Below are 22,736 nucleotides of genomic sequence, written 5' to 3'. Positions count from 1 at the left end.
CAGGACAAGAGTCACCCGATCGAGTGACGCTCGGCAAGACGAGGGCGAGGGATCAGTTCAGAACGAGTTTGCGCAGGCAGACGATCGAGCAGGTGAGGCTGAACACGACCTGACGGACGTCGGCTCGCCGTTCGGTGCGGAAGTTTAGTCGTCGGAAACCTTTGCGCCGGGCGAAGGTTCGTTCGACTGGCCAGCGGACCGTGCCGAGGCCGGAGCCGTGGTCGACGCCGCGGCGGGCGATGACGGATGCGATGTGCCCGCCGGTGAGCAGGACGCCGGTGGCGTCGGTGATCAGGTGGTGCTCGGAGCCGGGTCCGCATGGCGGAGCCGGGTCCGCATGGCGGAGCCGGGTCCGCATGGCGGAAACACCTCAGGCACACCGTGATCTTGGAAGGCCTTGTCCGCAGCAAAGCCGACATGCCGACCCATCTGGGTCTGATCACTGAGCAGGGAAGAGCGAGCTGTAGGCGTTAAGCGCGGGCTGGCCGCCGAGATGCGCGTAGAGCACCGTCGAGTCGCGGTCGATCTCACCTGAGGACACCAGGTGGATGAGACCTGCCAGCGACTTCCCCTCGTAGACGGGGTCGGTGATCATGCCTTCGAGACCGGCGCCGAGCCGCATGGCCTCCACAGTGGACTCATCGGCGATGCCGTAGGTGCCGGCGTGGAAGCGGTCGTCGAGGAGGACGTCCCCGTCGGAGATCGTGACCTCGCGGAGCTTGGCGGTGTTGTGCGCGATGCGGGTGATCTGGTCGAGCGTCTCAGCGGGCTTGGCCGAGGCGTCGATGCCCAGCACGCGGCGGTTGGGGTCGCCGGCGAAACCGGCGACCATGCCCGCCTGGGTGCTGCCGGTGACGGAGCAGACGATGACGGTGTCGAAGAAGACGCCGAGCTGTGCTTCCTGCTGGCGGACCTCGTCCGCCCAGTTCGCGAAGCCCAGGCCGCCCAGCGGGTGGTCGGAGGCTCCGGCCGGGATCGGGTAGGGCTTGCCGCCGGACGCGCGGACCTCCTCGATCGCCTGTTCCCAGGCGGGTTTGACGCCGATGCCGAACTCGGCGTCCACCAGGCGGATGTCGGCTCCCATCATGCGGCTGAGCAGGATGTTGCCCACCCGGTCACTGCCGACGTCGGTCCAGTCGACCCAGCTTTCCTGCACCAGCACGGCTTTCAGGCCCGCACGCGCCGCGGCCGCCGCCACCTGTCGCGTGTGGTTGGACTGGATGCCGCCGATCGACACCAGCGTGTCGCAGCCCGTGGCGAGCGCGTCGGCGACGAGGTACTCGAGCTTGCGCGTCTTGTTGCCGCCGTAGGCGAGGCCGGAGTTGCAGTCCTCGCGCTTCGCCCACACCGCGGCACCACCGAGGTGTGCGGTCAGGCGGTCCAGGCGGTGGACCGGCGACGGACCGAAGAGGAGCGGGAATCTGTTCACAGTTCCTCCTTGAGGGTGCCCCAGTTCTCGTCGACCAGGCGGGAGGCGAGCGCGTGGTCGCCCTGCTCGCAGGCTTCGATGATCTGCTGGTGCTGGGTGACGGAATGGCGGGCGCCCGGCGAGGAGAAGCGGCTGTGCTCGGCCCGGCGTACCAGCGGCGTGTAGCGGTCGATGGTCGCGGTGATCGCGAAGTTGTCGCAGCGGTGGACGGCCACCGCGTGGAACTCGTCGTCGGCGGCCAGGGCGGCGGCAGCATTGTTGGCGTCGAGTGCCTTCTTGAACGCCTTGTTCGCGGCGCGCATCGCGGCGATGTCCTCGGCCGGCATCGTCCTCTGCACCGCGATGCCCACGGCGAGGGAGTGCATCGACTGCACGACGACGAGAGCGTCGAGCACCGGCTCCGGTTCCAGCGCGGTCACGCGCGTGTACGCGTGCGGCTTGGTCTCGACGAGACCCTCGTCGGTCAGCGTGGCGAGCGCCTCGCGCACCGGAGTGCGGGAGAGGCCGAGCTTCTCCGCCAGCTCGACGTCCTTGATGGCCGTGCCCGGTTCCAGGTCGCCCCGCACGATCGCCGACCTGATCTCGGCGGCGGCCCGCTCCTTCAGTGACCCATATCCAATATATTGCATATCAGTGAGCGTAGGGCGGCGACCCGGTGATCGCAACAAAGAGGCCCCCGAGCGGTTGCTCGGGGGCTGAAGTGGATGCGGGCGGGCTAGATGAGTAAGCCCAAGGGGTAGGCACCTGGAGACATGAGGCGAGGGTGTCGATGTACGGGTTGTGACGACCGACATAGACATCCTCGCGACCGCACTCTACGTCAGAACCGACGATCTGCTCAGAGCACAACCCTGGTTGGCACCGTGGCGGCCGAAGGTCGGCATCGTGCCCAGCCTGACTGATGCCGAGCTGGTCACCCTGGCCGTGATGCAGGCACTGCTGGGCCACACCTCCGAGGCCCGCTGGCTGCGCTAAGCCCACGCTCATCTGGGACACCTGTTTCGGTACCTGCCTCAGCAATCGGGCTACAACAAGCGGCTGCGCCACGCCGCTGAACTGATCAAGAACGTCATCCGGGTCCTCGCCACGGACACCACGCTGTGGACCGACGACCTGTGGGTGATCGACTCGCCCCCAGTGGAATGCGGCCGCTCACGGGAGACCACGAAGCGCTCGGATCTGGCCGGCTGGGCGCAGTACGGGTACTGCGCCTCGCACTCCCGCTACTTCTGGGGACTGCGGCTGCACCTGGTCTGCACCCTGGGCGGCCTGCCGGTCGCCTTCGCCCTGACCGGCGCCAAGGCCGACGAACGCCAGACCCTGCTCGAGATCTTCACCGCCGACCCCACGCCGGTACACAACCGCCCAGGTCAGACCCTGATCGCCGACAAGAACTACTACGGCAAGGCCTTCGAACGCGACCTGATCGAAGCAGGGGTCGAGCTACTGCGCCCTACCCGCAAGAACGAGCCCGAGCGGCCTGGCGCGCGACTGTTCAAGCCGCTGCGCCAGACCATCGAGTCGATCAACCAGACCTTCAAAGCACAGCTCGACCTCGAACGGCACGGCGGACGCACCCCTGCCGGAGCGATAGTCCGTGTCCTGCAACGTGTTCTGGCATTGACCGCCGCGATCTGGCACAACGACAAGACAGAGCAGCCGGTCATGCGGTCGTTAACCGCCTACGATCACTGACCCCTTGGACTTACTCATCTAGACGATCGGCAGGGTGCGACCGAGCACCGCGAACGGGCGCGGGTCGCCGGTGAACTGGTAGTGCCGCAACACGTCCTGGAAGCCGACGCGCCGGTAGAGCTTCCACGCCTTGCTCGGCCCTTCCGGCGTGGACAGCAGCACGCGGGACGACCGCACACCCTCCATGAGGTGACGCAACAGGTCCTCGCCGAGGCCACGGCCCTGGGCGCGCGGCAGCACGTGGAGCTCGGTCAGCTCGAAGTAGTCGGTGAGCCAGTCGTCGACGACGGAAGGCGAAGCGACGGTCATCAGGCCGCGCCGCACCTGCTCGTGCCACCACTGCCCGGCGGCACCGCGGTAGCCGTAGCCGATGCCGACGAGCTCGTCCCGCTCTCCCAGCGCCACGACACAACGCCAGTCCTCGCGCATCATGTGCGCGAGCCACATCGGGGCGCGTTGCTCGACCGTGCCGGGCGGGTAGTTCATCGCGGTCACGTACAGCGCGAGCGCTTCACCGAGCCGGACGTTCAGCTCGGACGCGGACATCTCGACGATGCGCTCCAGGCGCGGCGACGCCGTCATGCCGACACCACCGCCACACGGCCGCCCGTCAGCGCCACCAGGTCCGCGAAGGTCGTGGGGTACACCGCGTGCGGATGACCGGCGGCTGCCCAGATCTCCTCGTAACCGGACAACGCCTCGTCCACCAGGGTCTCGATCGGCGCGGGATGCCCGACCGGCGACACACCGCCGATCACCTGCCCCGTGTGCTCACGCACGAACTCCGGGTCGGCGCGCTTCACCGCGTCCGCGCCGACGAGTGCGGCCACCAGCGACGTGTCCGCCCGGTGCGCCCCCGAGGTCAGCACCAGCAGCGGGGTCGCCACGCCGTCACGCACCGCGGCGAACAACAGGCTGTTCGCGATCGCTCCGACCTGCACGCCCACCGCCTCGGCCGCGGCCGCCGCAGTCCTCACGGCGTCCGGCAGCACGACGATGCGTTCGGCGGTGGCGACCGGCAGAGCTTCCGCGACCTTGCGGATTCCGGGGTGTTCGAGCGCGCTCACATCACCATCAGACCACGACTGGCCACTACGTGGTGGGGCGGGTTGAGGAATCCATCGACCGGGAGCTACGCTGACAGTGACTCGAACATGTGTTCGAGTCTCACCATGCCTCGGAGGTGGGGTGGGGGAAGCACCCCACCTCCGAGAGCCGCCGGCTTCCCCTCGGCGGAGACGTCGTTCACCGACGCCACGAGGAGGCCGAGATGACTGCCATCGACTTCCCCATCCCGTTACCGCCCGCTTCTGCGCTCGCGCTGCTGCAGCAGGCTCGCGACTCGCTCGCCGAGTCCGAACGCACGCCCGAGCCGTCGGAGCGGTTCGCCACCGCCTACCTCGCCGCGCTGCGTGCTGCCGCCGCGGTGCTCGCGTTGCGCGGACGGCCCCATCGCGGACGTTCGAAGCCGACCAGCGCGTGGGTGCTGCTCGCCTCGATCGCGCCGGAAATGCGTGAGTGGGCCACGTTCTTCGCGTCGTGGTCGTCCACGCGGGCCGCTGTGCTCGCGGGCATCACACGGCATGTCAACGCGCGCACAGCTGACGACCTGGTGCGTCAGACCGACCAGTTCGTGACGCTCGTGGACCGCGTCATGAGCGAGGCCAAGCAGTGAACGCACTGGAAGTGCTGCGGCGTGAGGCGGAACTGCTCGCCATGTCCGCGATCGGCCAGCCACCGCACAAGGGCGTGCCCGCTTGTCCCGGGCTGAATCTCGGCGAGACCGTCCGGCACGTGGGCAGCGGTTACCGCAGGGCACTGGAGTGGATCAGGCTCGGCCGCGAGCCGGAAACCGGGGAATGGCAGGACTTCCCTTCGGACGGGGAAGACCCGCTGGAGTTCATGAGGACGGGCGCGGAGGCCGTGCTCGCCGAGCTGGAGGCGCATGAGGAGGACGAACCGTGCGCGACGTGGTGGCCGGCACAGCAGAACTACGGGTTCTGGCGGCGGCGGCTCGCGCACGAGACCACGTTGCACCGCATGGACGTCCAGGGCGCCGCGGGAATGGAGGTCGGCGCGGTCACCGACGAGGTCGCGGTCGACGGCGTCGACGAGGTGCTGACGTTGTGGCTGGGGCACAAGCTGGACGTGCTCGGGGTGCGCGGTTCGCGGGAGAGCCTGGTCGCCATCCAGGTCGAGGACGACGTGTGGCTCACCCGTTGCGGTCCGCGCGGCGCGTCGGCGTGGCGCGTGGTGAACCCGGAGGACGCGCACGCCGCCGACGCGCAGGTGTCGGCGAGCCCGATGACGATGTACCGCTGGCTGTGGGGAAGGCTGCCCGACCGGATGGTCACGGCCTTCGGCGACGACGACGCGATCGCGCAGCTGTGGGCGCTACTGCGGCTCGCGACCAAGTAGGACGTTCGCGGTTTCCGCGCCCGTTGCCGACAACAGCCGGTAACGGGCGCGGCGGCCGTCGAACTCCAGCAGCGCCACGGAGTTGCCGAAGTGCGGCCCGCTGGTCTTGCGCCACCGCATCAGGTCCTTCGGCACGCCGGCCAGCGTTGCGAGACCGCGGAACACCCATGACGCGGCGCGGGACCACGACAGCCGGAAGGCGGGCTCGAACACCTTCGGCGGCTCGTTGTGCACCGGCGAGCACACGAGCTGCGTCACCGTCGCCTTGGTGGGCGTGGGGAACTCGGCTTCGGCGACGTAGCTGTGGTGGACGTCGCCGGAGAGGACGCACACCGTTGCGGCACCGTTGTTCGCGGCCTTCTCGATCATGCGGGTGAGCCGGTCGAACGACTCGCGGAACGCCGGCCAGTGTTCGAGGTCGGCCGCCTGCCGGATCTTCTCGGCGGCCCTGCCCTGCCAGCCGGGTTTGCGCGCGCCGATCTCGTTGAGGGACTGGAAGTGGCTGAGCGCGTGCGGCATCAGCCACGGCAGCGACGAGCCGATCAGCAGGTGGTCGTAGTCGCCCTGTGCGTTGCGTTCGAGCCAGTCGAACTCCTCGTCGCTGACCATCTGCCGCTTGCCGTCACCGAGGATGCGGCCGCAACGCGTGTCGACCATGAGCAGTCGGGAGCGGCCGAAGTCGCGGCGGAAGCTCCACCACGTGGACTTGCGGCCCCGCGTCTCCCGGTCCGCCTCCTCGGCGAACTCCTCCAGCAGCGGCAGGACGTCCGTGCCCTGCGCCTTCACCTTGGCGTACAAGGGATCCCTCGCGAGCTCCTCCGGACCGAGGTTGCCGAGGTGCTGGTACACCCAGTAGGACGCGATGGCGCCGCGGATCCTGTTGCGCCACCACGGTTTCGCGGCCATCTCCTGCCGCCACACCGCGGAGGTGTTCCAGTCGTCGCGCACGTCGTGGTCGTCGAAGATCATCGACGACGGCACGACCGACAGCAGCCAGCGGATCTCCGGGTCGCCCCAGGTCTCGTGGTAGAGGTGGGCGTACTCGGCGAAGTGCACGACCTCGCCGTCGGGCTCCTCCGTGCCGTGACGGCGTTCGCGCAGCCACTGCTTGGTGGCGTCGGTCGGTTCGTCGGCGTAGACCTGGTCTCCCAACAGGATCAGCGCCTGCGGCCACTCCTGCTCCGGCATGCTCATGAGCCGTTGCGCGAAGGCGTCGAGGGCATCGGGCCCGACCGGCCGGCTCGGTGCGGCGCGGCACGAGCCGAACGCGATCCTGGTGACCTCACCGGTGCGAATCACAGGTTTCGGGAACGTGCTGCCAGGTTCCGGCCAGACGACCTCCCCGTCGAGCCTCACGTCGTACTCGGTGCGCGGCCCCAGGTTCTCCAGCCGCACGAGGGCGAAGTGCTGGCCGCCCGCCTGGAACGTCCTCGCCGTGTGCCCCGCGACCGTGACGTCGCAGGACGCGTCCGTCTCGACCCACACGGTCGCGGACGTCCCGTGCACATGCCTGAGGAGCGGTCCGAGCACCAGCTTCGCCACCCGCGAGACAGTACCCTCGCACGGGTGGAAATCACGTTCGACGCAGCAGATCCCCCCGCTCTGGCCGCGTTCTGGTCCGAGTTCGCCGGCGACGAGATCGAGCTGACGTTCGTGTGGAGCGACGCCCCGAAGATCGAGAAGAACCGGGTGCACATCGACCTGGCCTCGACCTCGCTCGAACACCAGGCGGACATCGTGGCGCGCGCTCTGAAGCTGGGCGCCGAGCACGCCGACATCGGGCAGCGCGACGTGCCGTGGGTCGTGTTGCGCGATCCGCAGGGCAACGAGTTCTGCGTCCTGGAACCCCGGCCCGAGTACACCGGCGCGATCGCGGCCGTCGTCGTCGACTCGCCGGACCCGCTGGCCTCGGCTCAGGCGACCGGCCACCCGGTGGTGCGCAGCGGTGACGGGTGGGCTTCCGTGCGGCCGGAGCCCGGTCCGTGGCTCGAGTTCGTGCGGACCGACGACTCCGACCCGATCACCAACCGCGTGCGCGTGCGGTGGGCCGATCCGAGCTGACCCCGATATCCAATATCCGATATATCAGTTGTGCGAGGCGGGTTTGCCCAGGTCAGAGAGCGGCCAGCCGTTCCCGCAAGGTGTCGAGACCCATCGAGCCCATCTCCAGCGCGTCCTTGTGGAAGCGCTTGAGGTCGAAGTCGGCGCCCTTGCGGGCACGGGCGTCCTCGCGGGCGGCGAGCCAGAGCCGTTCGCCGATCTTGTAGGCCGGTGCCTGGCCCGGCCAGCCGAGGTAGCGGTCGATCTCGTCGCGGGCGGCCGCGGGTTCCTGCAGCGTCCTGGTGAGCATGAACTCCAGGCCCAGCTCCGGGGTCCAGCGCTCACCGGGGTGGAAACCGGTGCCCGCCGGGATCTCCAGCTCCAGGTGCATGCCGATGTCGACGATCACGCGGGCCGCGCGGAACAGGTGCGCGTCGAGCATGCCGAGCAGGTCGCCGTCGTCGTCGAGGTAGCCGAGCTCGCGCATGAGGCGTTCCGAGTAGAGCGCCCAGCCCTCGCCGTGCCCGGAGACCCAGCACAGCAGGCGCTGGAAGTCGTTGAGCGTCTCCGACTGGTACACCGCCGTCGCGCACTGGAGGTGATGGCCCGGCACGCCCTCGTGGTAGACGGTCGACGTCTCGCGCCACGTCGGGAACACCGTCTTGCCCTCGGCGATCGACCACCACATGCGGCCGGGACGGGAGAAGTCGGCGGTCGGCGGCGTGTAGTAGGCGCCGACGCCACCGCCGGGCGGCGCGATCCTGCACTCGAGGTTCATCAGCGCGTCCGGCAGGTCGAAGTGCACGTCGCGCAGGTCGAGCAGGGCCTTGTCGGACAGCTCCTGCATCCACGCCTGCAGGCCGTCCTGGCCGTGGACCTGGTAGCGCGGGTGCTCGTCGAGGTAGGCGGCGGTCTCCGCCAGGGAGGCGCCCGGCTTCAGGCGGCCCGCGACCTGCTTCATCTCGGCCTCGATGCCGAGGAACTCCTCCCAGCCCCACGCGTAGGCCTCGGCCAGGTCGAGCCGCGACCCCGTGAAGTAGCGCGAACCGAGGCGGTACCGCTCCTCGCCGACGGCGTCCTTCTCGGGTGCCTGCGGGGCGAGCGTCGTGCGCAGGAAGGAGGCGAACTCGGCGTACGCGGACGAAGCGGCGGCGGCACCGGCGTCCAGCGACGAGCGCAGCGCGCCCTCCGCCCCGGACGAGGCGACGAACGAGGTGAAGAACGTCGAGGCCCAGACGTCGCACTGCGCGGCGACCTTGGTCACCTGGCGCAGCGCGGAAACCTGACCACGGGAAGCGGCGTGCGAGAGAGACGCGCGGAGACCGCCCAGAGCGGCGGGCACGGCGGCAAGACGGCGCCCGATCGTCGCCCAGTCGTCCGGCGTGCCGGTCGGCATCTGGTCGAAGATGTCGCGCACCGACTGGATCGGGCTCGCGATCACGTTCAACGACGACTCGGTGTGGCCGGCCTCGTAGAGCTCGTGCTCCAGACCCGTTCGTTCCAGGAAAACGGCACGCGCCGCCTCTTCCGAGGAGGACGCGGGCGTCGCCGCGGCGACGTCGGCGAGCGCGCGGACGGCGAGTTCGTCCCGTGCCGCGTGGCCCTCCGGCGAGAAGTCCGTCAGCTGGTCCTCGGCTCCGGCGAAGCCCAGGTTGGTCGCGGCGATGGGGTCGAGCGCCACGTAGTCGCTGACGTACTTGTTGCTGATGTCGTGCACCGATGCCATGGCGCGAGACGCTACCTGGCGGCTGTCGACACCAAAAGGTAGTTAGTCAAGCTCACGACCAAAGGAGGGACTGCGTCGTTTGGACCGCCCTGGCAGGATGTCCGCCGTGCGTCGATCCCGGGCACTTCTGGTGCCGGTCTTCCTGCTGCTCACCCTGTTCTCGTTGAGCGGTTGCGTTCGCGTGTACGCGGCCATGGCCGTGTCGGACGACGACCGCATCTCGGGTGAGATCGTCGCGGCCACGCCGCCCACGCAGGACAACGACCCCGGCCCCCAGCTGAAGGTGCCGCCGGAGCTCGCGAGCCGGGTCACCACCAAGCCGTACCGGGTGGAGTCGTACTCGGGCACGCAGCTGTTCTTCAACGGCCTGTCGTTCGAGGAGATGCGCACGCTCTCGTCGTCCACCAGCTCCTCGAACAGCCGGTACAGCCTGAACTTCCGCCGGTCGGGTGATCTTGTCACGCTCTCGGGGTCGGTCGACCTCACCCAGGTGCCCGTGGAACGCGCGGACATCCAGGTGAAGGTCAGCTTCCCCGGCAAGATCGTGAACACCAACGGCCGCGAGGAGGAGAACAACACGATCGCGTGGTCTCCGAAGCCCGGTCAGGCGTCGATGCTCCAGGCCACCGTGCAGTACGCGGGCGAGGACTCCGACTCGTTCCTCGGCTGGGCACTGCTCGTCGCCGGGCTCACCGGCGGTGCGGCGCTGATCGTCGTCGTGCTCGCCCTCATCGCGCACAAGCGCAACGTGATGACTTAGGCCCTGGCCACCAAACCCAGGCGCCCCAACACTTCCCGCGTCGCCTTCGACCGGTTCATCGTGTAGAAGTGCAGCGCGGGCACGCCCTCGTCGAGCAGCCGCCGGCACATCTCGGTCGCGATGTCGATGCCCGTCGCGCGGAAGCCCGCGACGTCGTCGGCATAAGGCTCCAGCCTGCGCGAGATCTCCGGCGGCAGGTCGGCGCCGGACAGCTCCACGATCTTGGCCAGGCCGCGCGGTGACAGCATCGGCATGATCCCCGGCAGGATCGCCGCGGAACAGCCCGCGGCCGCCACCCTGTCGCGCAGCCGCAGGAACGGCTCCGGCGCGTGGAACAGCTGCGCCACCGCGTAGTCCGCGCCCGCGTTCAGCTTGCGCAGCAGGAACTTCAGGTCCGTGTCGAGGTCGGCAGAGCGCGGGTGCCCGTACGGGAACGCGGCCACGCCCACGCAGAAGTCGCCGAGCTCGCGGACGAGCCGCACCAGCTCGTCGGCGTAGTTGAGGCCCTCCGGGTGCGCGACCCACTCGCCCATCGGGTCGCCGGGAGGGTCGCCGCGCAGCGCGAGGATGTTGCGCACGCCGATCGCCGCGTACCAGCCGATCACGTTGCGCAGCTCCGCCACCGAGTGGTCCACGGCGGTCAGGTGCGCGACCGGCAACAGCGTCGTCTCCTGCGCGATCCGCCCGGTGGCGCGGATCGTGCGGTCGCGCCGCGACCCTCCGGCGCCGTACGTGATCGACACGAACGCCGGGTCGAGACCCTCCAGCTCGCGGACCGCCTTCCAGAGGACCTTCTCGTCCTCGGCGTCCCGCGGTGGCAGGAACTCGACCGAGAACTTGGGAGACTGCCCCTGCAGCCGATCCACCACGGACGTCATGGGTACAACCCTAATGGCACTTCCGCCTGGTGGGACATCAGCTCATCATGTGGACGCGGGCCCCGGCATGCGCGTGGCCCGGGACACAGCGGACCATGGAGGACGTGTCCCACCACCCCATCGACGTTGCGTTGCCCCAGAACGTCGAAGAAGCGTTGACCACGTACCTGGCCTCCCGGCGCGCGTCCGGAGAGGCGATGGACCCCAGCTTCGCGAGCGCGGTGGACGCGCTTTCGGACTTCGTGCTGGGCGGCGGCAAGCGCATCCGCCCGACGTACGCGTGGTGGGGATGGCGCGCGGCGGGCGGCGATCCCGACGGTGAGCTCGCCGACGAGGTGCTCACGGCGGTCAGCTCGCTGGAGCTCATCCAGGCGTGCGCGTTGATCCACGACGACCTGATGGACGCCTCCTCGGTGCGCCGGGGCAAGCCGACGGTGCACATCGCGTTCGGCGCGCGGCACCGCGAGCAGGGCTGGCTCGGGTCGTCGGAGCGGTTCGGCATGTCGGCGGCCGTCCTGATCGGCGACATCGCGCTGGCGTGGGCGGACGACATGCTGTTCGCCGCCGGGCTGCCGGCCGAGGTGCTGCGGCGGATGAGCGAGCCGTGGCGGGACATGCGCACCGAGATGCTCGCCGGCCAGTACCTCGACGTGCTGACGCAGGCGCGGGGCGACTCCTCGGCGGACGCGGCACTGAGGATCGACCGGCTCAAGACCGCCGCGTACACCGTCGAACGACCGTTGCACATGGGTGCGGCGATGGCGGGCGGCTCGCCGGAGCTGATCGCGGGGCTGCGGTCGTTCGGTGCCGACATCGGCGTCGCGTTCCAGCTGCGCGACGACCTGCTCGGCGTCTTCGGCGACCCGGAGGTGACCGGCAAACCCGCCGGTGACGACCTCGCCGAGGGCAAGCGGACGCTGCTGGTGGCACTGGGCATGCAGTTCGGCGCCGATATATTGGATACCGCACTCGGCAAGCCCGACCTCGACCTCGACACCGTCGAGGAGGTCCGCCGCGCACTCGTGAAGGTCGGCGCCGTCGACGCCGTCGAGGAGCGCATCGAGGAGCTCACGAAGAGCGCGCTGGCCGCCCTCGACGCGGCTCCCGTGGCCGAGCCGGCCGCCACCAAACTGGCCGACCTCGCGATCAGCTCCACGAGGCGGGCCTTCTGAAGTCGATCACGACTCACGCGACTGGTCGCTTGATTAACTCCTCGTGACCAGTCTGGGCCGTTGCTTGCTGACGCTTCCGCGCGTTGTGCAACGATGTTCGGGCGATGGCAGCAACTCCGTCCCTCCCCCGCACGAGCTCCGAGGTGTCTCCGCTGGAGCCCTCACCAGTCGTGCGCACGAACACCTACGCCATCCCCATCCGCACGACCATGCTCGGCCTGCTGGGCGTCGCACTGGTCGCGCTCGGCGGCATGGGCGCGGGCGCGATCCTGGAGCGCGACCCGCTGCTCGCCCAGGTCGGCCTGAGCTGGCTGCGCTACGGCCACGGCCGCGACCTCGCGAGCATGGTGCTGTACCTGGGCCTCGGCCTGGTCATCTGGGCGTGGATCCGGCTCGGCAGGCTCGTGCGGTGGGGCGAGATCGGCGACTTCGCGGTGCTGGTCGCGGTGACGGTCTGGACGTTGCCGCTGCTCTTCGCACCGCCGCTGTTCAGCAAGGACATCTACAGCTACCTGGCGCAGGGCCAGCTCGCGCTGAGCGGCTACGACCCGTACGAGGTCGGGCCCGCCGTGCTGCAGAGCACGCTGAGCGAGAACGTCAGCTGGGTGTGGCAGCACACGCCCGCGCCGTACGGACCGCTGTTCATCCTCGTCGCCAAGGCGATCGTGTGGATCACCGGCGCCAGCGTGATCCTCGGCGTCGTCGCGATGCGCTTCTCGCTCGCCGGCGGACTGGTGCTGCTGTGCTGGGCGCTGCCGGGCCTGAGCCGGCACCTGGGCGGCCGGTCGGCGATCGCGCTGTGGCTGGTGGCGGCGAACCCGTTGCTGCTGATCCACCTGGTCGGTGGCGCGCACAACGACCTGCTGATGATCGGCCTGATGGCCGCGGGCGTGCTGTTGGTGCTCGACCGCAGGCACGTGCTCGGTTTCGTGCTGCTCGGGCTCGCTTTCTCGGTGAAGGCGACGGCGGTCGTCATCCTGCCGTTCCTGATCTGGATCTGGGCCGCGCGCCTGGACGGCGACCGGCGCGCCCAGTTCCGCAAGGCGCTGCTGCCGGGCGCGGCGGCGTTCCTCGGGGCGTTCGTGGCGTGCACGCTGGTCGCCGGGGTGAGCCTCGGCTGGATCCCCGCGCTGCGCAGCTCGTCGATGATCATCAACTGGCTGTCGATCCCGAGCGCGGTCGGCGACTTCGTGCGCATGGTCGTGAACTGGTTCGTCTACGTCGACGGCGGCATCTTCATCGGCGTGGCGCGGGCGCTCGGGTCGGTCCTGCTGATCTGGATCGCCTGGACGCAGTGGTGGGCGGCCCGAGACGGCGACGTCCGCGACAGCATCCGGCGTGGCGCGCTGACGATGCTCGCGGTCGCGCTGCTGTCCCCCGCGACGCTGCCGTGGTACTTCAGCTGGCCGCTGGCGCTCGCCGCCGGGTTCATGTGGACCACGGGCGCACTGGTGACGGTGTCACTCGCCTCGGTCTTCCTGCTGCTGGTGACGTTCCCGAACGGCGACACGGCGCTGTACTCGTGGGGCTACCTGTTCTTCGCGCTCGTCGTGTCGGTGCTCGCGGCGCGGTCGTTGGTGAAGCCGGACCCGTTCGGCCTGTCCACCCGCTACGAATGAGCTCCAACACATCGGACATCGGCGCCGCGTACGCCGCGTGCCGCCGGGTGAACGCGCGATACGGCAAGACCTTCTTCCTGGCCACGACGCTGCTGCGCCCTGAACAGCGCCCCGCGGTGCACGCGTTGTACGCCTTCGCGCGGTGGGCCGACGAGATCGTCGACGCCGCGGGAGTCGACGACCGCGAAGGCGAGCTGAACCGGCTGGAGCGGCTGCTCGACAAGCAGCCGTCGAACCCGGTCCTGCACGCGCTGGCGGACACCATGCGCCGCTACGACATCGACCGGTCGCTCTTCACGGACTTCCTCGCGGCGATGCGGATGGACCTCGACGTCACCGAGTACGCCGACCTCGACGCGCTCGGCGTCTACATGCACGGTTCGGCGGAGGTCATCGGCCTGCAGATGCTGCCCGTGCTCGGCACCGTCGTGCCCCGCGCGGAGGCCGAACCGTACGCGGCCCGGCTCGGTGTGGCGTTCCAGCTGACGAACTTCCTGCGCGACGTCGGCGAGGACCTGGACCGCGGCCGCGTGTACCTGCCGCAGGACGTCCTCGGCGCGCACGGCGTCGACCGCGACCTTTTGCAATGGGTTCGACGCCATCGTCGTGCAAACGTCCGCGTGCAAAGGGCGCTCGACGAGCTCGTCGCCCACTCATATGCGATATATCAGTCGGCCCGGCCAGGCATTTCGATGCTGTCGCCGTCGTCGCGGCCCTGTGTGCAGACGGCATACACGCTGTATCGCGACATCCTCGGCCTCATCGGCTGCGAGGTGCTGTGGCGGCGGGTCGCGGTACCGAACTCCCGACGTCTCGCGGTGGCAGTGCCCGGCGTCGGCCGGGCACTGCTCGCGCGTGCGATGACCAGATGAAGCCGGCGTCAGATGACGACGACCCCGACGATGTTGGACGTCGCGGAGGCGTAGACGCTGGTGCCCGGGAAGTAGAGGCGCAGGTCGGCGGAAGCGTCGATGGTCAGCTTCGCGGTGAACGTCGAGTTCGGCGTGCAGGACCTGGTGTAGATGTTCGTCCACGTCGAGGCGCCGACCTTGACCTGCGCGAACACGTCGAGACCCAGGGTGAGCTGACGCTCGCCGCCCTCGGCGCCGAGCTTGCCCTTGATCTGGAGCTGGTTGCCCTTCTTCAGCTTGACCTTGGCGCCACCGGCGTCGAGTTCGAGCGTCGTCGGCTTGGCCTGCACGGCCGGAGCCGCACTGGCGGCGACCGGCGAGAGGAGCAGCCCGACCGCGGTGAGGCCGGCCAGCAGAGTCTTGGTGATCATGGGAACCAGTTCAGGGGTTCCGGACGTCCCACGCCTGCGGAGACGCCCGGAACCGCCACATCGTGTGAACTAGAAGCCCATGGCTTGCGCGCGTCGCTTTACCTCACGCCCACGGTCACCGCGCAATGCTTCGATCGGAGTGCCAGGGAGGCTGGAGTCCTCCGTGAAGAGCCAGCGCAGGATCTCGTCCGTGGAGAAGCCCTGGTCGCGCAGCACCGTGATCGTGCCGGGCAGACCTTTCACCACGGTTCCGGCGGCGAGGAACGCTTCGGGAACGACGAGAACGCCGTCCCGCCGCTCGGCGAGCAGTTGCCCGTCGCGCAGCAGTTGGTGGACCCGGGTGACCGGAAGTCCCATTCGGTCGGCCACCTCGGGAAGAGGAAGAACCTCCAGGTCGGCAGCCAGTACATCCGCAGCGGCAGGAATCGCACTCACGGGGGTCACGATGCCATAACCGAACTGTGAACGCCCTTCCGCCAACCGGGTCATCCTGAGCTTTACCATCTCGCACTGTGGAGAGGTCGGTTTCGAACGTGATGGGTGGACTGCTCGAGCAGCGCTACCGGGTGGACGCCGTGCTCGCGCGCGGTGGCATGTCCACCGTCTATCGAGGTCGCGACACCCGCCTCGATCGCGATGTGGCCGTCAAGGTGATGGATCCGCACCTGACGGCGGACCCCGCGTTCGTCGCGAGGTTCGAGCGCGAGGCGCGCGCGGCAGCCCAGTTGCATCACCCGGCCGTGGTGTCCGTGCACGACCAGGGCGTCGACGGTGACCAGGTGTACCTGGTGATGGAGCTGATCGACGGCGGAAACCTCCGTGACCTGCTGAACCAGCGCGGCAAGCTGCCTCCCGCCGTTGCGTTGAGCATTCTCGGCCCCGTGCTGTCCGCGTTGGGCGCCGCCCACCGCGCCGGACTGGTGCACCGTGACGTGAAGCCGGAGAACGTGCTGATCGGACCGGGTGGCCAGGTCAAGGTCGCGGACTTCGGACTGGCCCGCGCGATCGCCGAGAACGGCGTCACGAGCGACAGCGAGATCCTCGGGACTGTGGCGTACCTCTCACCTGAACAGGTGGAGACGGGGGCCGCGGACGCGCGCAGTGACGTCTATTCGGCTGGAATCGTGCTCTACGAGATGCTGGCGGGCCAGGCACCGTATCGCGGCGATACGCCGATCTCGGTGGCCTACCAGCACGTGAACTCGGACGTCCCGTCGGTCCCGGAGATCCCGCTGGCGCTCGACACGCTGGTGCGCAAGGCGACGCGGCGTGACCCGTCGCTGCGCCCGGCGAACGCGGACGCCTTCCTCGCCGAGCTGGAACGGGTGGGCTCGGAGCTGGGCCTCACGCCGCAACCGGTGCCCGTTCCCGGCACCGCGCCCGAGAACGACAAGACCGTGATCATGCGACCGGTCCCGGTCGCGGTCGGCGCCACTCCCCCGTCGGTCGCCGAGGCGACCCGGCCGGTGCAGCCGGTTCAGCCCATGCAGTCCGCGATGACTACCATCCACACGGGCCCGCCGACGCCACCTCCCGGCATCTCCGCCACGCGCACGATGGCGAGGCCGGAGCCGGCACGTCGCCGCCCTCCCCAGACCCGTGCCAAGAAGCCGAAGGTCGATCCCGTCGAGGCGGAGCGCAAGCGCCGCAAGAGGCTCTTCATCATCTGGGGATCCGTCGTCGCGGTGCTGGCGCTGATCGTCGGCCTGTTCGCCTGGTACCTCGGCGCGGGCCGCTGGACGGTGATGCCGGCGGTGGTCGGGCAGTCCGAGCAGAACGCGTCGCAGCTGGTGCGGGCCGCGGACCTGACGGCGCTGATCGAGAAGGTTCCGTCGAACGACGTGCCGAACGGCCAGGTCATCAGCACCGATCCCGCCGCGGGCACGGAGCTGCGCAAGAGCCAGTCCGTGAAGGTCGTCGTGTCACGCGGCAAGCCCGTGGTGCCGTTCGTCAACGTCGGTGTCGAGGTCGAGGCCGCGACCAAGGAGATCGAGGCAGCGGGCCTGAAGGCGGTCAAGGACCCGGCCAAGGACGCGTTCCACGACACGGTGCCGATCGGCAAGGTCGTGGCGCTGGACCCGCGGCCCGGTACGGCGTTGAACATCGGCAGCCCGGTGACCCTGGTGCTGAGCAAGGGACCCGCGCCGCGCAGGCCGGTGCCGAACGTGGCGGGCAAGTCGAAGGACGACGCGTTCGCCGAGCTGCAGCGCGCCGGTCTGGAGCCGGTCGAGGCGGGCGGTCAGGACGCCGCGAACGGCGACGACGCACGCGCGGTGCGCACGGACCCGCCTGCGGGCACCGTGCTGGACCCGACGGCGAACAAGCGGGTCACCGTGTTCTTCCAGGACAACTCGGAGGTCGAGGTCCCCGAGGTGACCCGGCTGAAGGTGCGTGAGGCCAAGGAGGAGCTCGAACGGGCCGGTCTGAAGGTGAAGGTCGAGTTCAACCGGAGCAACAACGCGACCGTGGTGAACCAGTCGATCCCGCCGCGCACGAAAGTGCGCCGCGGCACCGAGATCACGATCTTCGGCCTCTGACCCCGCACGGGGAGCAAAGCGAAGGGCCCCGCGTTCTCGACGCGGGGCCCTTCGTTCTTCAGCTCGTCTTCAGCGAACCCGCTACGAGCGCAGCATCTCGGCGACGAGGAACGCGAGCTCCAGCGACTGCTGCGTGTTCAGGCGCGGGTCGCACGCCGTCTCGTAGCGGCCGGCGAGGTCGTCGTCGGAGATCTCCTGCGCGCCACCGAGGCACTCGGTGACGTCCTCACCCGTGAGCTCGATGTGGATGCCACCGGGGTGCGTGCCGAGCCGGCGGTGCACCTCGAAGAAGCCCTGCACCTCGTCGACGATCCGGTCGAAGTGCCGGGTCTTGTAGCCGGTGCTCGACTCGTGGGTGTTGCCGTGCATCGGGTCGCACTGCCAGATGACCTTGTGGCCGGACGCCTCGACCTTCTCGACGATCGCCGGCAGCACGTCGCGCACCTTCTGGTTGCCCATGCGCGAGATCAGCGTCAACCGACCCGGTTCGTTGCGAGGGTCCAGCCGCTCGACGTACTCCACCGCCATCTCCGGCGACGTCGTCGGGCCGATCTTGAGGCCGATCGGGTTCGCGAGCATCTCCGCGAACGCGATGTGCGCGCCGTCGAGCTGACGGGTGCGCTCACCGATCCACACGAAGTGCGACGACAGGTCGTACAACCGCGGCTGCTCACCGGTGGTGTCCAGGCGCAGCAGCGCGCGTTCGTAGTCCAGGAGCAGCGCCTCGTGCGAGGCGAAGATCTCCGTGCCGTGCAACGACTGGTCGGTGACACCGCACGCGGACATGAACTTGAGGCCGCGGTCGATCTCACTGGCCAGCGCCTCGTAGCGCTCGCCCGCGGGCGAGGTGCGCACGAAGTCGCGGTTCCAGTCGTGCACCCGGTGCAGGTCCGCGAGACCCGCGCCGGTCAGCGCGCGCAGCAGGTTCATCGCGGCACCGGCGTTGGCGTAGGCGCGGATCATCCGGCTCGGGTCCGGGATGCGGGCCTCTGGCGTCGCGACCAGGGAGTTGATGATGTCGCCGCGGTAGGACGGCAGGCCGAGCGCGTCGATGTTCGACGACCGCGGCTTGGCGTACTGCCCGGCGATGCGGCCGACCTTCACCACCGGAAGGCTCGCGCCGTAGGTCAGAACCACGGCCATTTGCAGCAGGGTCCGGATGTTCGCGCGGATGTGCGGCTCGGTGTTGTCCGCGAACGTCTCCGCGCAGTCACCGCCCTGCAGAAGAAACGCCTCACCGTTCGCGACCTGCGCCAGTTGCGTGTGCAGCCGGTCGATCTCGGCGGGCACGGTGATCGGCGGCACGCTCTCCAGCACGGCCCGCACACGACGCACCTGTTCGGCGTCGGGCCACTCCGGCTGCTGGGCGGCGGGACGCGACAGTGCGTCGTCCAGGCGCTTGCGCATCTCGGGAGGCAGCGGCGGAAGCTCGGGAAGCGTGTCGATGGGCACGTCCACGGTCCAGTTCACGCTGCTCATCCTAGTTGTCCCACACTGAGAGACCGGGCCGGGCCTGTCAGCAGTTGGACGGGTGCCGGACTGCGCGTCATTCGACGGTGAGGTCCGTTACGCGTCAACTATCAACACCTGCCCTGTTGAGACGACACATTGCATGATGTGGCCATGAACGCCACCCGATTGGATGACAGCACCGCGACCCGGCTGCTGGCCATCGCGATCGACAACATCCAGCGCGACCACCCGGTGCATTGGTCGCACGTCATCGACGGCGACGACCGGCTGGTCCCGCAGCGGGTGCTGCACCCCGTGTTCGCCGGGTCGTTCGACTGGCACTCGTGCGTGCACCAGACGTGGCTGGCGGTGCGGCTGCTGCGGCTGCGCCCGTCGCTGCCGGGGGCCGGCCTGGCCCGTGACACGTTGGACAAGCTGATCACGCACGAGAACTGCGCCGTCGAGGCCGCGTTCTTCGCCTCGCCGGCGGGACGGCACTGGGAGCGGCCGTACGGGTGGGCGTGGTTGTTGCTGCTCGACGCGGAGCTGCGGACCTCGGGCCTGCCGTGGTCGTTGGCGCCGATCGCGGACGTCCTGCGCGACCGGTGGCTCGAGTGGATCTCGGCGGCACGGCTCCCGGTGCGCACCGGGACGCACGGCAACACCGCGTTCGCGACCGCGCTGGTGTTCGACGCCGCACAGGTGAACGGCGACTTCGAGCTGGCCTCCGCGTGCGTCGACGCGGCGCTGCGGTGGCACCGCGAGGAGTTCGCGTACGGCGGCTTCGAGCCGGACGCCGCCGACTTCCTGTCCCCCGCGCTGACGACGGCCGACCTGATGCGCCGGGCTCTCGACACCTCGGAGTTCGGGGCGTGGTTCGACGCGTACCTGCCGGAGCTCGACACGGAACGGTGGCGCGTTCTGCGCGAACCCTTCCCGGTCGACGCCCCCGACGACCCCTACGGATCGCACCTGGCCGGGCTCACGTTGTCCCGCGCCTGGAACTGGGAGGCCATCGCGGACGCCCTCCCCGCCGGGCACCGGTACGCCGAGCTGGCCCGCACCGCCTCCGCCGCCCACCGCGAGGCCGGGTGGACCTACGTGTTCGGCGGCCACGGCTACATGGCCGACCACTGGCTGGGCACGTTCGCCGCCTACCTCGACGTGAAGGCCTTCTGACCAGCGCAAACTCACCCTTATGCAAAAAACGTTTGCGGACGTCCGCAAACGTTTTTTGCATAACCGATATATCGGATATTGGATATCGGACCGGCGATCAGGCGCCGAAGAAGACCTCGGCCTCTTCGTAGCGCTCCGCCGGAACGGTCTTGAGCTCGGCCGTCGCCTCGGACAGCTTCACGCGCACGATGTCCGTGCCGCGCAGCGCGACCATGGTGCCGAAGTCGCCGGCCGCGACGGCGTCGACCGCGTGCAGGCCGAAGCGGGTCGCGAGGACGCGGTCGTACGCGGTCGGCGTACCACCGCGCTGGATGTGACCGAGGATGGCCGCGCGGGACTCCTTGCCGGTGCGGTCCGCGATCTCCTCCGCGAGCCACTGGCCGACACCGCCGAGGCGGACGTGACCGAAGGCGTCGCGCTCACCGGAGTGCAGCACCTCGGCGCCGCCCTCGGGGATCGCACCCTCGGCGACGACGATGATCGGCGCGAACTCGCTCTCGAAGCGCCGCTCGACCCACTCGACGACCTTGTCGACGCTGAACGGGCGCTCGGGCACGAGGATGACGTTCGCGCCACCGGCGAGACCGGAGTGCAGCGCGATCCAGCCCGCGTGCCGGCCCATGACCTCGACGACGAGCGCACGGTGGTGCGACTCGGCCGTGGTGCGCAGGCGGTCGATGGCCTCGGTCGCGATGTGCACGGCCGTGTCGAAGCCGAACGTGTAGTCCGTGGCGCCGAGGTCGTTGTCGATCGTCTTCGGCACACCGACGACGCCGATGCCGTCATCGGTGAGGCGCTTGGCGACACCGAGGGTGTCCTCGCCACCGATCGCGATGATGGCGTCGATGTTGTTGGCCGCGATGGTCTCGCGGATGCGGTCGACACCACCCTCGACCTTGTAGGGGTTCGTGCGCGACGAGCCCAGGATCGTGCCACCGCGGGTGAGGATCTCCTCGACGTCCGCGAGGTCGATCTCCTTGGTCAGGTTCTCGATCGGACCCTGCCAGCCGTTGCGGAACCCGACGATCTCCCAGCCGTGTGCCTTGATGCCCTTGCGGACCACGGCCCGGATCACGGCGTTCAGACCGGGGCAGTCACCACCGCCAGTGAGCACACCGATGCGCATCTGCTTGCCCAATCTCTCGTGTTCTGTGTCACTCAGACTTTCACGAGCTGTATCGGTGCAGCAACGCGGGTCTCACTTACCGGACGGGAAAGCCGATTTTGCGCCGGTGTTCCTCGATCACCTTCCACCGCGCGAGGTTGTGGCGCGCGTCGGCGAGGGCGTCGTGCGCGTCGGCCGGAGGCGCGGGCAGCCGGGGGCGGCCGACGTCGTCCCAGCGCTGCCGCAGGTCGCGCGTGAACCGGGGCAAAGCGCGCGGCAACGCCGGCATGGCGCCCCACAGCTGCGCCAGCGCGACGTGGTCGTAGGCGGCGAACCACGCCCACAGTTCGATCTCGTCACGGGCGGCGTTGCGGGCGCCGAGGAAGTCGAGCAGGTCCTCGCGGATGCGTTCACGGCTGCGCCACGCCTTGTCGGCGGGCGACGGCAGCTGGTTGAGGACGTTCTGCCGCACCCACGGGCCGGCCCGCTCAGGGTCGAACTCGGTCGACACGGCGTAGAACTCGCGGCCTTCCTCGTCGACCACACCGATCGACACGAGGTCGATCGTCACCCCGTCCTCGATGAACTCACAGTCGTAGAAGAACCGCACCGCGACACCCTAGGGGGTGCGGTCAGCTCGCCTTCGTCTCGGGCACCCGGTCGGCGGTCTTGCCCTGCTCGGGGCCCTTCGTGGCCTCTTCCTTCGCCTTGGCCGCGTAGACGTCGACGTACTCCTGGCCGGACAGCTCCATCAGCGAGTACATGATCTCGTCGGTGATCGACCGCAGCACGAACCGGTCACTCGACAGCCCCTCGTAGCGGGAGAAGTCGAGCGGCTTGCCGATCTTGATGCGGATCGGGTACGGCTTCCACATCTTCGAGCCGATCGGGTTCGCCTTGTCCGTGCCGAACATCGCCACCGGGATCACCGGCGCGCCCGACTCCAGCGCGATCCACGCGACACCGACCTTGCCCTTGTACAGGCGGCCGTCCGGCGACCGCGTGCCCTCGGGGTAGATGCCCAGCAGCTTGCCCTCGCGCACGATCCGCACGCCCGTGTCGAGCGCGCCCTGGGCGGCCGAGGCGCTGGACCGGTCGATCGGCACCTGGCCGACGCCGGAGAAGAACCACTTCTGCAACGTGCCCTTGAGCCCGGTGCCGGTGAAGTACTCGATCTTCGCGGGGAAGGTCACCCGCCGCGACAACATCAACGGCAGGAAGAAGGAGTCGGAGACGGCGAGGTGGTTGCTCGCCAGGATCGCGCCACCTTCCTTCGGGATGTTCTCGGCACCCTCGATGATCTTCGGCTGGAAGAACAGCCGGAGAATCGGCCCCAGGAGGACGTGCTTCATCAACCAGTACAGCACCGTGGGAAGCGCCTCCCTAGACACCGCGAACCTTGATCCCGGCGATCAGCCTACGGAGCCGACCGCTTCTCACACAA

The 22,736-nt window shown here is 69.2% G+C and carries 24 protein-coding genes and 1 pseudogene; 11 read left to right on the top strand and 14 right to left on the bottom strand.

What is annotated here, in order from left to right; all coding sequences use genetic code 11:
* Positions 1-52 precede the first annotated feature (52 nt).
* From ABZV40_RS21450 to ABZV40_RS21440, 3 genes and pseudogenes are all read right to left on the bottom strand, one after another.
* A pseudogene (locus ABZV40_RS21450) lies at positions 53-244 on the bottom strand (transposase); the annotation flags it as partial.
* A 195-nt stretch (positions 245-439) separates the two neighbouring features.
* A complete protein-coding gene (locus ABZV40_RS21445; protein WP_355444058.1) occupies positions 440-1,429 on the bottom strand; it encodes a 1-aminocyclopropane-1-carboxylate deaminase in 990 nt (329 codons plus the stop codon).
* On the bottom strand, positions 1,426-2,058 hold the full coding sequence (locus ABZV40_RS21440; protein ID WP_355444055.1) for a GntR family transcriptional regulator: 633 nt from the start codon (positions 2,056-2,058) through the stop codon (positions 1,426-1,428). The genes ABZV40_RS21445 and ABZV40_RS21440 overlap by 4 nt, the downstream gene beginning before the upstream one ends.
* 151 nt (positions 2,059-2,209) lie before the next feature.
* On the opposite strand from ABZV40_RS21440, the gene ABZV40_RS21435 reads away from it, so the two are divergent.
* Both ABZV40_RS21435 and ABZV40_RS21430 read left to right on the top strand, forming a co-directional pair.
* On the top strand, positions 2,210-2,404 hold the full coding sequence (locus ABZV40_RS21435) for a hypothetical protein (protein ID WP_355444052.1): 195 nt from the start codon (positions 2,210-2,212) through the stop codon (positions 2,402-2,404).
* Positions 2,405-2,416: 12 nt separating this feature from the next.
* Positions 2,417-3,124 carry an IS982 family transposase gene (locus tag ABZV40_RS21430; protein ID WP_355444215.1) on the top strand — a complete coding sequence of 236 codons (708 nt, stop codon included), beginning with the start codon at positions 2,417-2,419 and terminating at the stop codon, positions 3,122-3,124.
* A gap of 18 nt (positions 3,125-3,142) precedes the next feature.
* On the opposite strand, the gene ABZV40_RS21425 is transcribed toward ABZV40_RS21430, so the two are convergent.
* Positions 3,143-3,706 (bottom strand): GNAT family N-acetyltransferase, encoded by a 564-nt coding sequence (locus tag ABZV40_RS21425; protein WP_355444049.1) that lies wholly within the window; start codon positions 3,704-3,706, stop codon positions 3,143-3,145.
* On the bottom strand, positions 3,703-4,191 hold the full coding sequence (locus ABZV40_RS21420; RefSeq protein WP_355444046.1) for a YbaK/EbsC family protein: 489 nt from the start codon (positions 4,189-4,191) through the stop codon (positions 3,703-3,705). Before ABZV40_RS21420 ends, ABZV40_RS21425 begins: the two co-directional genes overlap by 4 nt.
* A 203-nt stretch (positions 4,192-4,394) precedes the next feature.
* On the opposite strand from ABZV40_RS21420, the gene ABZV40_RS21415 reads away from it, so the two are divergent.
* Entirely contained in the window at positions 4,395-4,799 is a 405-nt protein-coding gene (locus ABZV40_RS21415; protein WP_355444043.1) for an SAV_6107 family HEPN domain-containing protein, read from the top strand.
* The gene (locus ABZV40_RS21410; RefSeq protein WP_355444040.1) at positions 4,796-5,542 is read left to right on the top strand and encodes a maleylpyruvate isomerase N-terminal domain-containing protein; all 747 of its coding nucleotides are present in this window, start codon (positions 4,796-4,798) and stop codon (positions 5,540-5,542) included. Before ABZV40_RS21415 ends, ABZV40_RS21410 begins: the two co-directional genes overlap by 4 nt.
* Here ABZV40_RS21410 and ABZV40_RS21405 read toward each other — a convergent pair.
* The gene (locus ABZV40_RS21405; RefSeq protein WP_355444037.1) at positions 5,519-7,084 is read right to left on the bottom strand and encodes an alkaline phosphatase D family protein; all 1,566 of its coding nucleotides are present in this window, start codon (positions 7,082-7,084) and stop codon (positions 5,519-5,521) included. The genes ABZV40_RS21410 and ABZV40_RS21405 overlap by 24 nt on opposite strands.
* 24 nt (positions 7,085-7,108) lie before the next feature.
* Between ABZV40_RS21405 and ABZV40_RS21400 the strand changes: the two genes are divergently transcribed.
* Positions 7,109-7,603, top strand: a complete 495-nt coding sequence (locus ABZV40_RS21400) for a VOC family protein (protein WP_355444034.1) — start codon at positions 7,109-7,111, stop codon at positions 7,601-7,603.
* A 52-nt stretch (positions 7,604-7,655) separates the two neighbouring features.
* Here the strand turns inward: ABZV40_RS21400 and ABZV40_RS21395 are convergent, their stop codons facing one another.
* Entirely contained in the window at positions 7,656-9,308 is a 1,653-nt protein-coding gene (locus ABZV40_RS21395; protein WP_355444031.1) for a DUF885 domain-containing protein, read from the bottom strand.
* A 106-nt stretch (positions 9,309-9,414) separates the two neighbouring features.
* Between ABZV40_RS21395 and ABZV40_RS21390 the strand changes: the two genes are divergently transcribed.
* Positions 9,415-10,068, top strand: coding sequence for a DUF3153 domain-containing protein (locus ABZV40_RS21390; RefSeq protein WP_355444028.1), 654 nt, complete (start codon positions 9,415-9,417; stop codon positions 10,066-10,068).
* Here ABZV40_RS21390 and metF read toward each other — a convergent pair.
* On the bottom strand, positions 10,065-10,946 hold the full coding sequence (gene metF, locus ABZV40_RS21385; protein WP_355444025.1) for a methylenetetrahydrofolate reductase [NAD(P)H]: 882 nt from the start codon (positions 10,944-10,946) through the stop codon (positions 10,065-10,067). The genes ABZV40_RS21390 and metF overlap by 4 nt on opposite strands.
* 155 nt (positions 10,947-11,101) lie before the next feature.
* Between metF and ABZV40_RS21380 the strand changes: the two genes are divergently transcribed.
* The 3 genes from ABZV40_RS21380 (at position 11,102) to ABZV40_RS21370 (ending at position 14,609) form a co-directional block, all read left to right on the top strand.
* Complete coding sequence (locus ABZV40_RS21380) at positions 11,102-12,118, top strand: polyprenyl synthetase family protein (protein ID WP_355444211.1); 1,017 nt, start codon at positions 11,102-11,104, stop codon at positions 12,116-12,118.
* A 104-nt stretch (positions 12,119-12,222) separates the two neighbouring features.
* On the top strand, positions 12,223-13,737 hold the full coding sequence (gene mptB / locus ABZV40_RS21375) for a polyprenol phosphomannose-dependent alpha 1,6 mannosyltransferase MptB (protein ID WP_355444022.1): 1,515 nt from the start codon (positions 12,223-12,225) through the stop codon (positions 13,735-13,737).
* Complete coding sequence (locus ABZV40_RS21370) at positions 13,734-14,609, top strand: phytoene/squalene synthase family protein (protein ID WP_355444019.1); 876 nt, start codon at positions 13,734-13,736, stop codon at positions 14,607-14,609. Before mptB ends, ABZV40_RS21370 begins: the two co-directional genes overlap by 4 nt.
* A gap of 8 nt (positions 14,610-14,617) precedes the next feature.
* On the opposite strand, the gene ABZV40_RS21365 is transcribed toward ABZV40_RS21370, so the two are convergent.
* Both ABZV40_RS21365 and ABZV40_RS21360 read right to left on the bottom strand, forming a co-directional pair.
* Positions 14,618-15,019: a hypothetical protein gene (locus ABZV40_RS21365; RefSeq protein WP_355444016.1), complete on the bottom strand. Its 402-nt coding sequence runs from the start codon at positions 15,017-15,019 to the stop codon at positions 14,618-14,620.
* 69 nt (positions 15,020-15,088) lie between these two features.
* The gene (locus tag ABZV40_RS21360; protein ID WP_355444013.1) at positions 15,089-15,454 is read right to left on the bottom strand and encodes an Rv2175c family DNA-binding protein; all 366 of its coding nucleotides are present in this window, start codon (positions 15,452-15,454) and stop codon (positions 15,089-15,091) included.
* Between the two features lie 77 nt (positions 15,455-15,531).
* On the opposite strand from ABZV40_RS21360, the gene pknB reads away from it, so the two are divergent.
* Complete coding sequence (gene pknB, locus ABZV40_RS21355; protein WP_355444010.1) at positions 15,532-17,556, top strand: Stk1 family PASTA domain-containing Ser/Thr kinase; 2,025 nt, start codon at positions 15,532-15,534, stop codon at positions 17,554-17,556.
* A gap of 81 nt (positions 17,557-17,637) precedes the next feature.
* On the opposite strand, the gene ABZV40_RS21350 is transcribed toward pknB, so the two are convergent.
* A complete protein-coding gene (locus tag ABZV40_RS21350) occupies positions 17,638-19,026 on the bottom strand; it encodes a class II 3-deoxy-7-phosphoheptulonate synthase (RefSeq protein ID WP_355444007.1) in 1,389 nt (462 codons plus the stop codon).
* 153 nt (positions 19,027-19,179) lie between these two features.
* On the opposite strand from ABZV40_RS21350, the gene ABZV40_RS21345 reads away from it, so the two are divergent.
* A complete protein-coding gene (locus ABZV40_RS21345; protein WP_355444004.1) occupies positions 19,180-20,187 on the top strand; it encodes a DUF2891 domain-containing protein in 1,008 nt (335 codons plus the stop codon).
* Positions 20,188-20,284: 97 nt separating this feature from the next.
* On the opposite strand, the gene ABZV40_RS21340 is transcribed toward ABZV40_RS21345, so the two are convergent.
* From ABZV40_RS21340 to ABZV40_RS21330, 3 genes are all read right to left on the bottom strand, one after another.
* Entirely contained in the window at positions 20,285-21,313 is a 1,029-nt protein-coding gene (locus ABZV40_RS21340; RefSeq protein ID WP_355444001.1) for a 6-phosphofructokinase, read from the bottom strand.
* Between the two features lie 76 nt (positions 21,314-21,389).
* Positions 21,390-21,902 carry a polyadenylate-specific 3'-exoribonuclease AS gene (locus tag ABZV40_RS21335; RefSeq protein ID WP_355443998.1) on the bottom strand — a complete coding sequence of 171 codons (513 nt, stop codon included), beginning with the start codon at positions 21,900-21,902 and terminating at the stop codon, positions 21,390-21,392.
* A 22-nt stretch (positions 21,903-21,924) separates the two neighbouring features.
* The gene (locus ABZV40_RS21330; protein WP_355444208.1) at positions 21,925-22,659 is read right to left on the bottom strand and encodes a lysophospholipid acyltransferase family protein; all 735 of its coding nucleotides are present in this window, start codon (positions 22,657-22,659) and stop codon (positions 21,925-21,927) included.
* Positions 22,660-22,736: the final 77 nt, after the last annotated feature.

This window comes from Lentzea sp. NPDC004782 (assembly GCF_040609115.1).
Taxonomy (GTDB): domain Bacteria; phylum Actinomycetota; class Actinomycetes; order Mycobacteriales; family Pseudonocardiaceae; genus Lentzea.
This window is presented reverse-complemented; position numbering and strand designations above follow the sequence as displayed.

Coding starts and splice junctions, on each gene's coding strand:
- ABZV40_RS21440 (WP_355444055.1), bottom strand. CDS start 2,058: ATGCAATATATTGGATATGGGTCACTGAAGGAGCGGGCCGCCGCCGAG.
- ABZV40_RS21425 (WP_355444049.1), bottom strand. CDS start 3,706: ATGACGGCGTCGCCGCGCCTGGAGCGCATCGTCGAGATGTCCGCGTCC.
- ABZV40_RS21415 (WP_355444043.1), top strand. CDS start 4,395: ATGACTGCCATCGACTTCCCCATCCCGTTACCGCCCGCTTCTGCGCTC.
- ABZV40_RS21395 (WP_355444031.1), bottom strand. CDS start 9,308: ATGGCATCGGTGCACGACATCAGCAACAAGTACGTCAGCGACTACGTG.
- metF (WP_355444025.1), bottom strand. CDS start 10,946: ATGACGTCCGTGGTGGATCGGCTGCAGGGGCAGTCTCCCAAGTTCTCG.
- mptB (WP_355444022.1), top strand. CDS start 12,223: ATGGCAGCAACTCCGTCCCTCCCCCGCACGAGCTCCGAGGTGTCTCCG.
- ABZV40_RS21370 (WP_355444019.1), top strand. CDS start 13,734: ATGAGCTCCAACACATCGGACATCGGCGCCGCGTACGCCGCGTGCCGC.
- ABZV40_RS21365 (WP_355444016.1), bottom strand. CDS start 15,019: ATGATCACCAAGACTCTGCTGGCCGGCCTCACCGCGGTCGGGCTGCTC.
- ABZV40_RS21345 (WP_355444004.1), top strand. CDS start 19,180: ATGAACGCCACCCGATTGGATGACAGCACCGCGACCCGGCTGCTGGCC.
- ABZV40_RS21340 (WP_355444001.1), bottom strand. CDS start 21,313: ATGCGCATCGGTGTGCTCACTGGCGGTGGTGACTGCCCCGGTCTGAAC.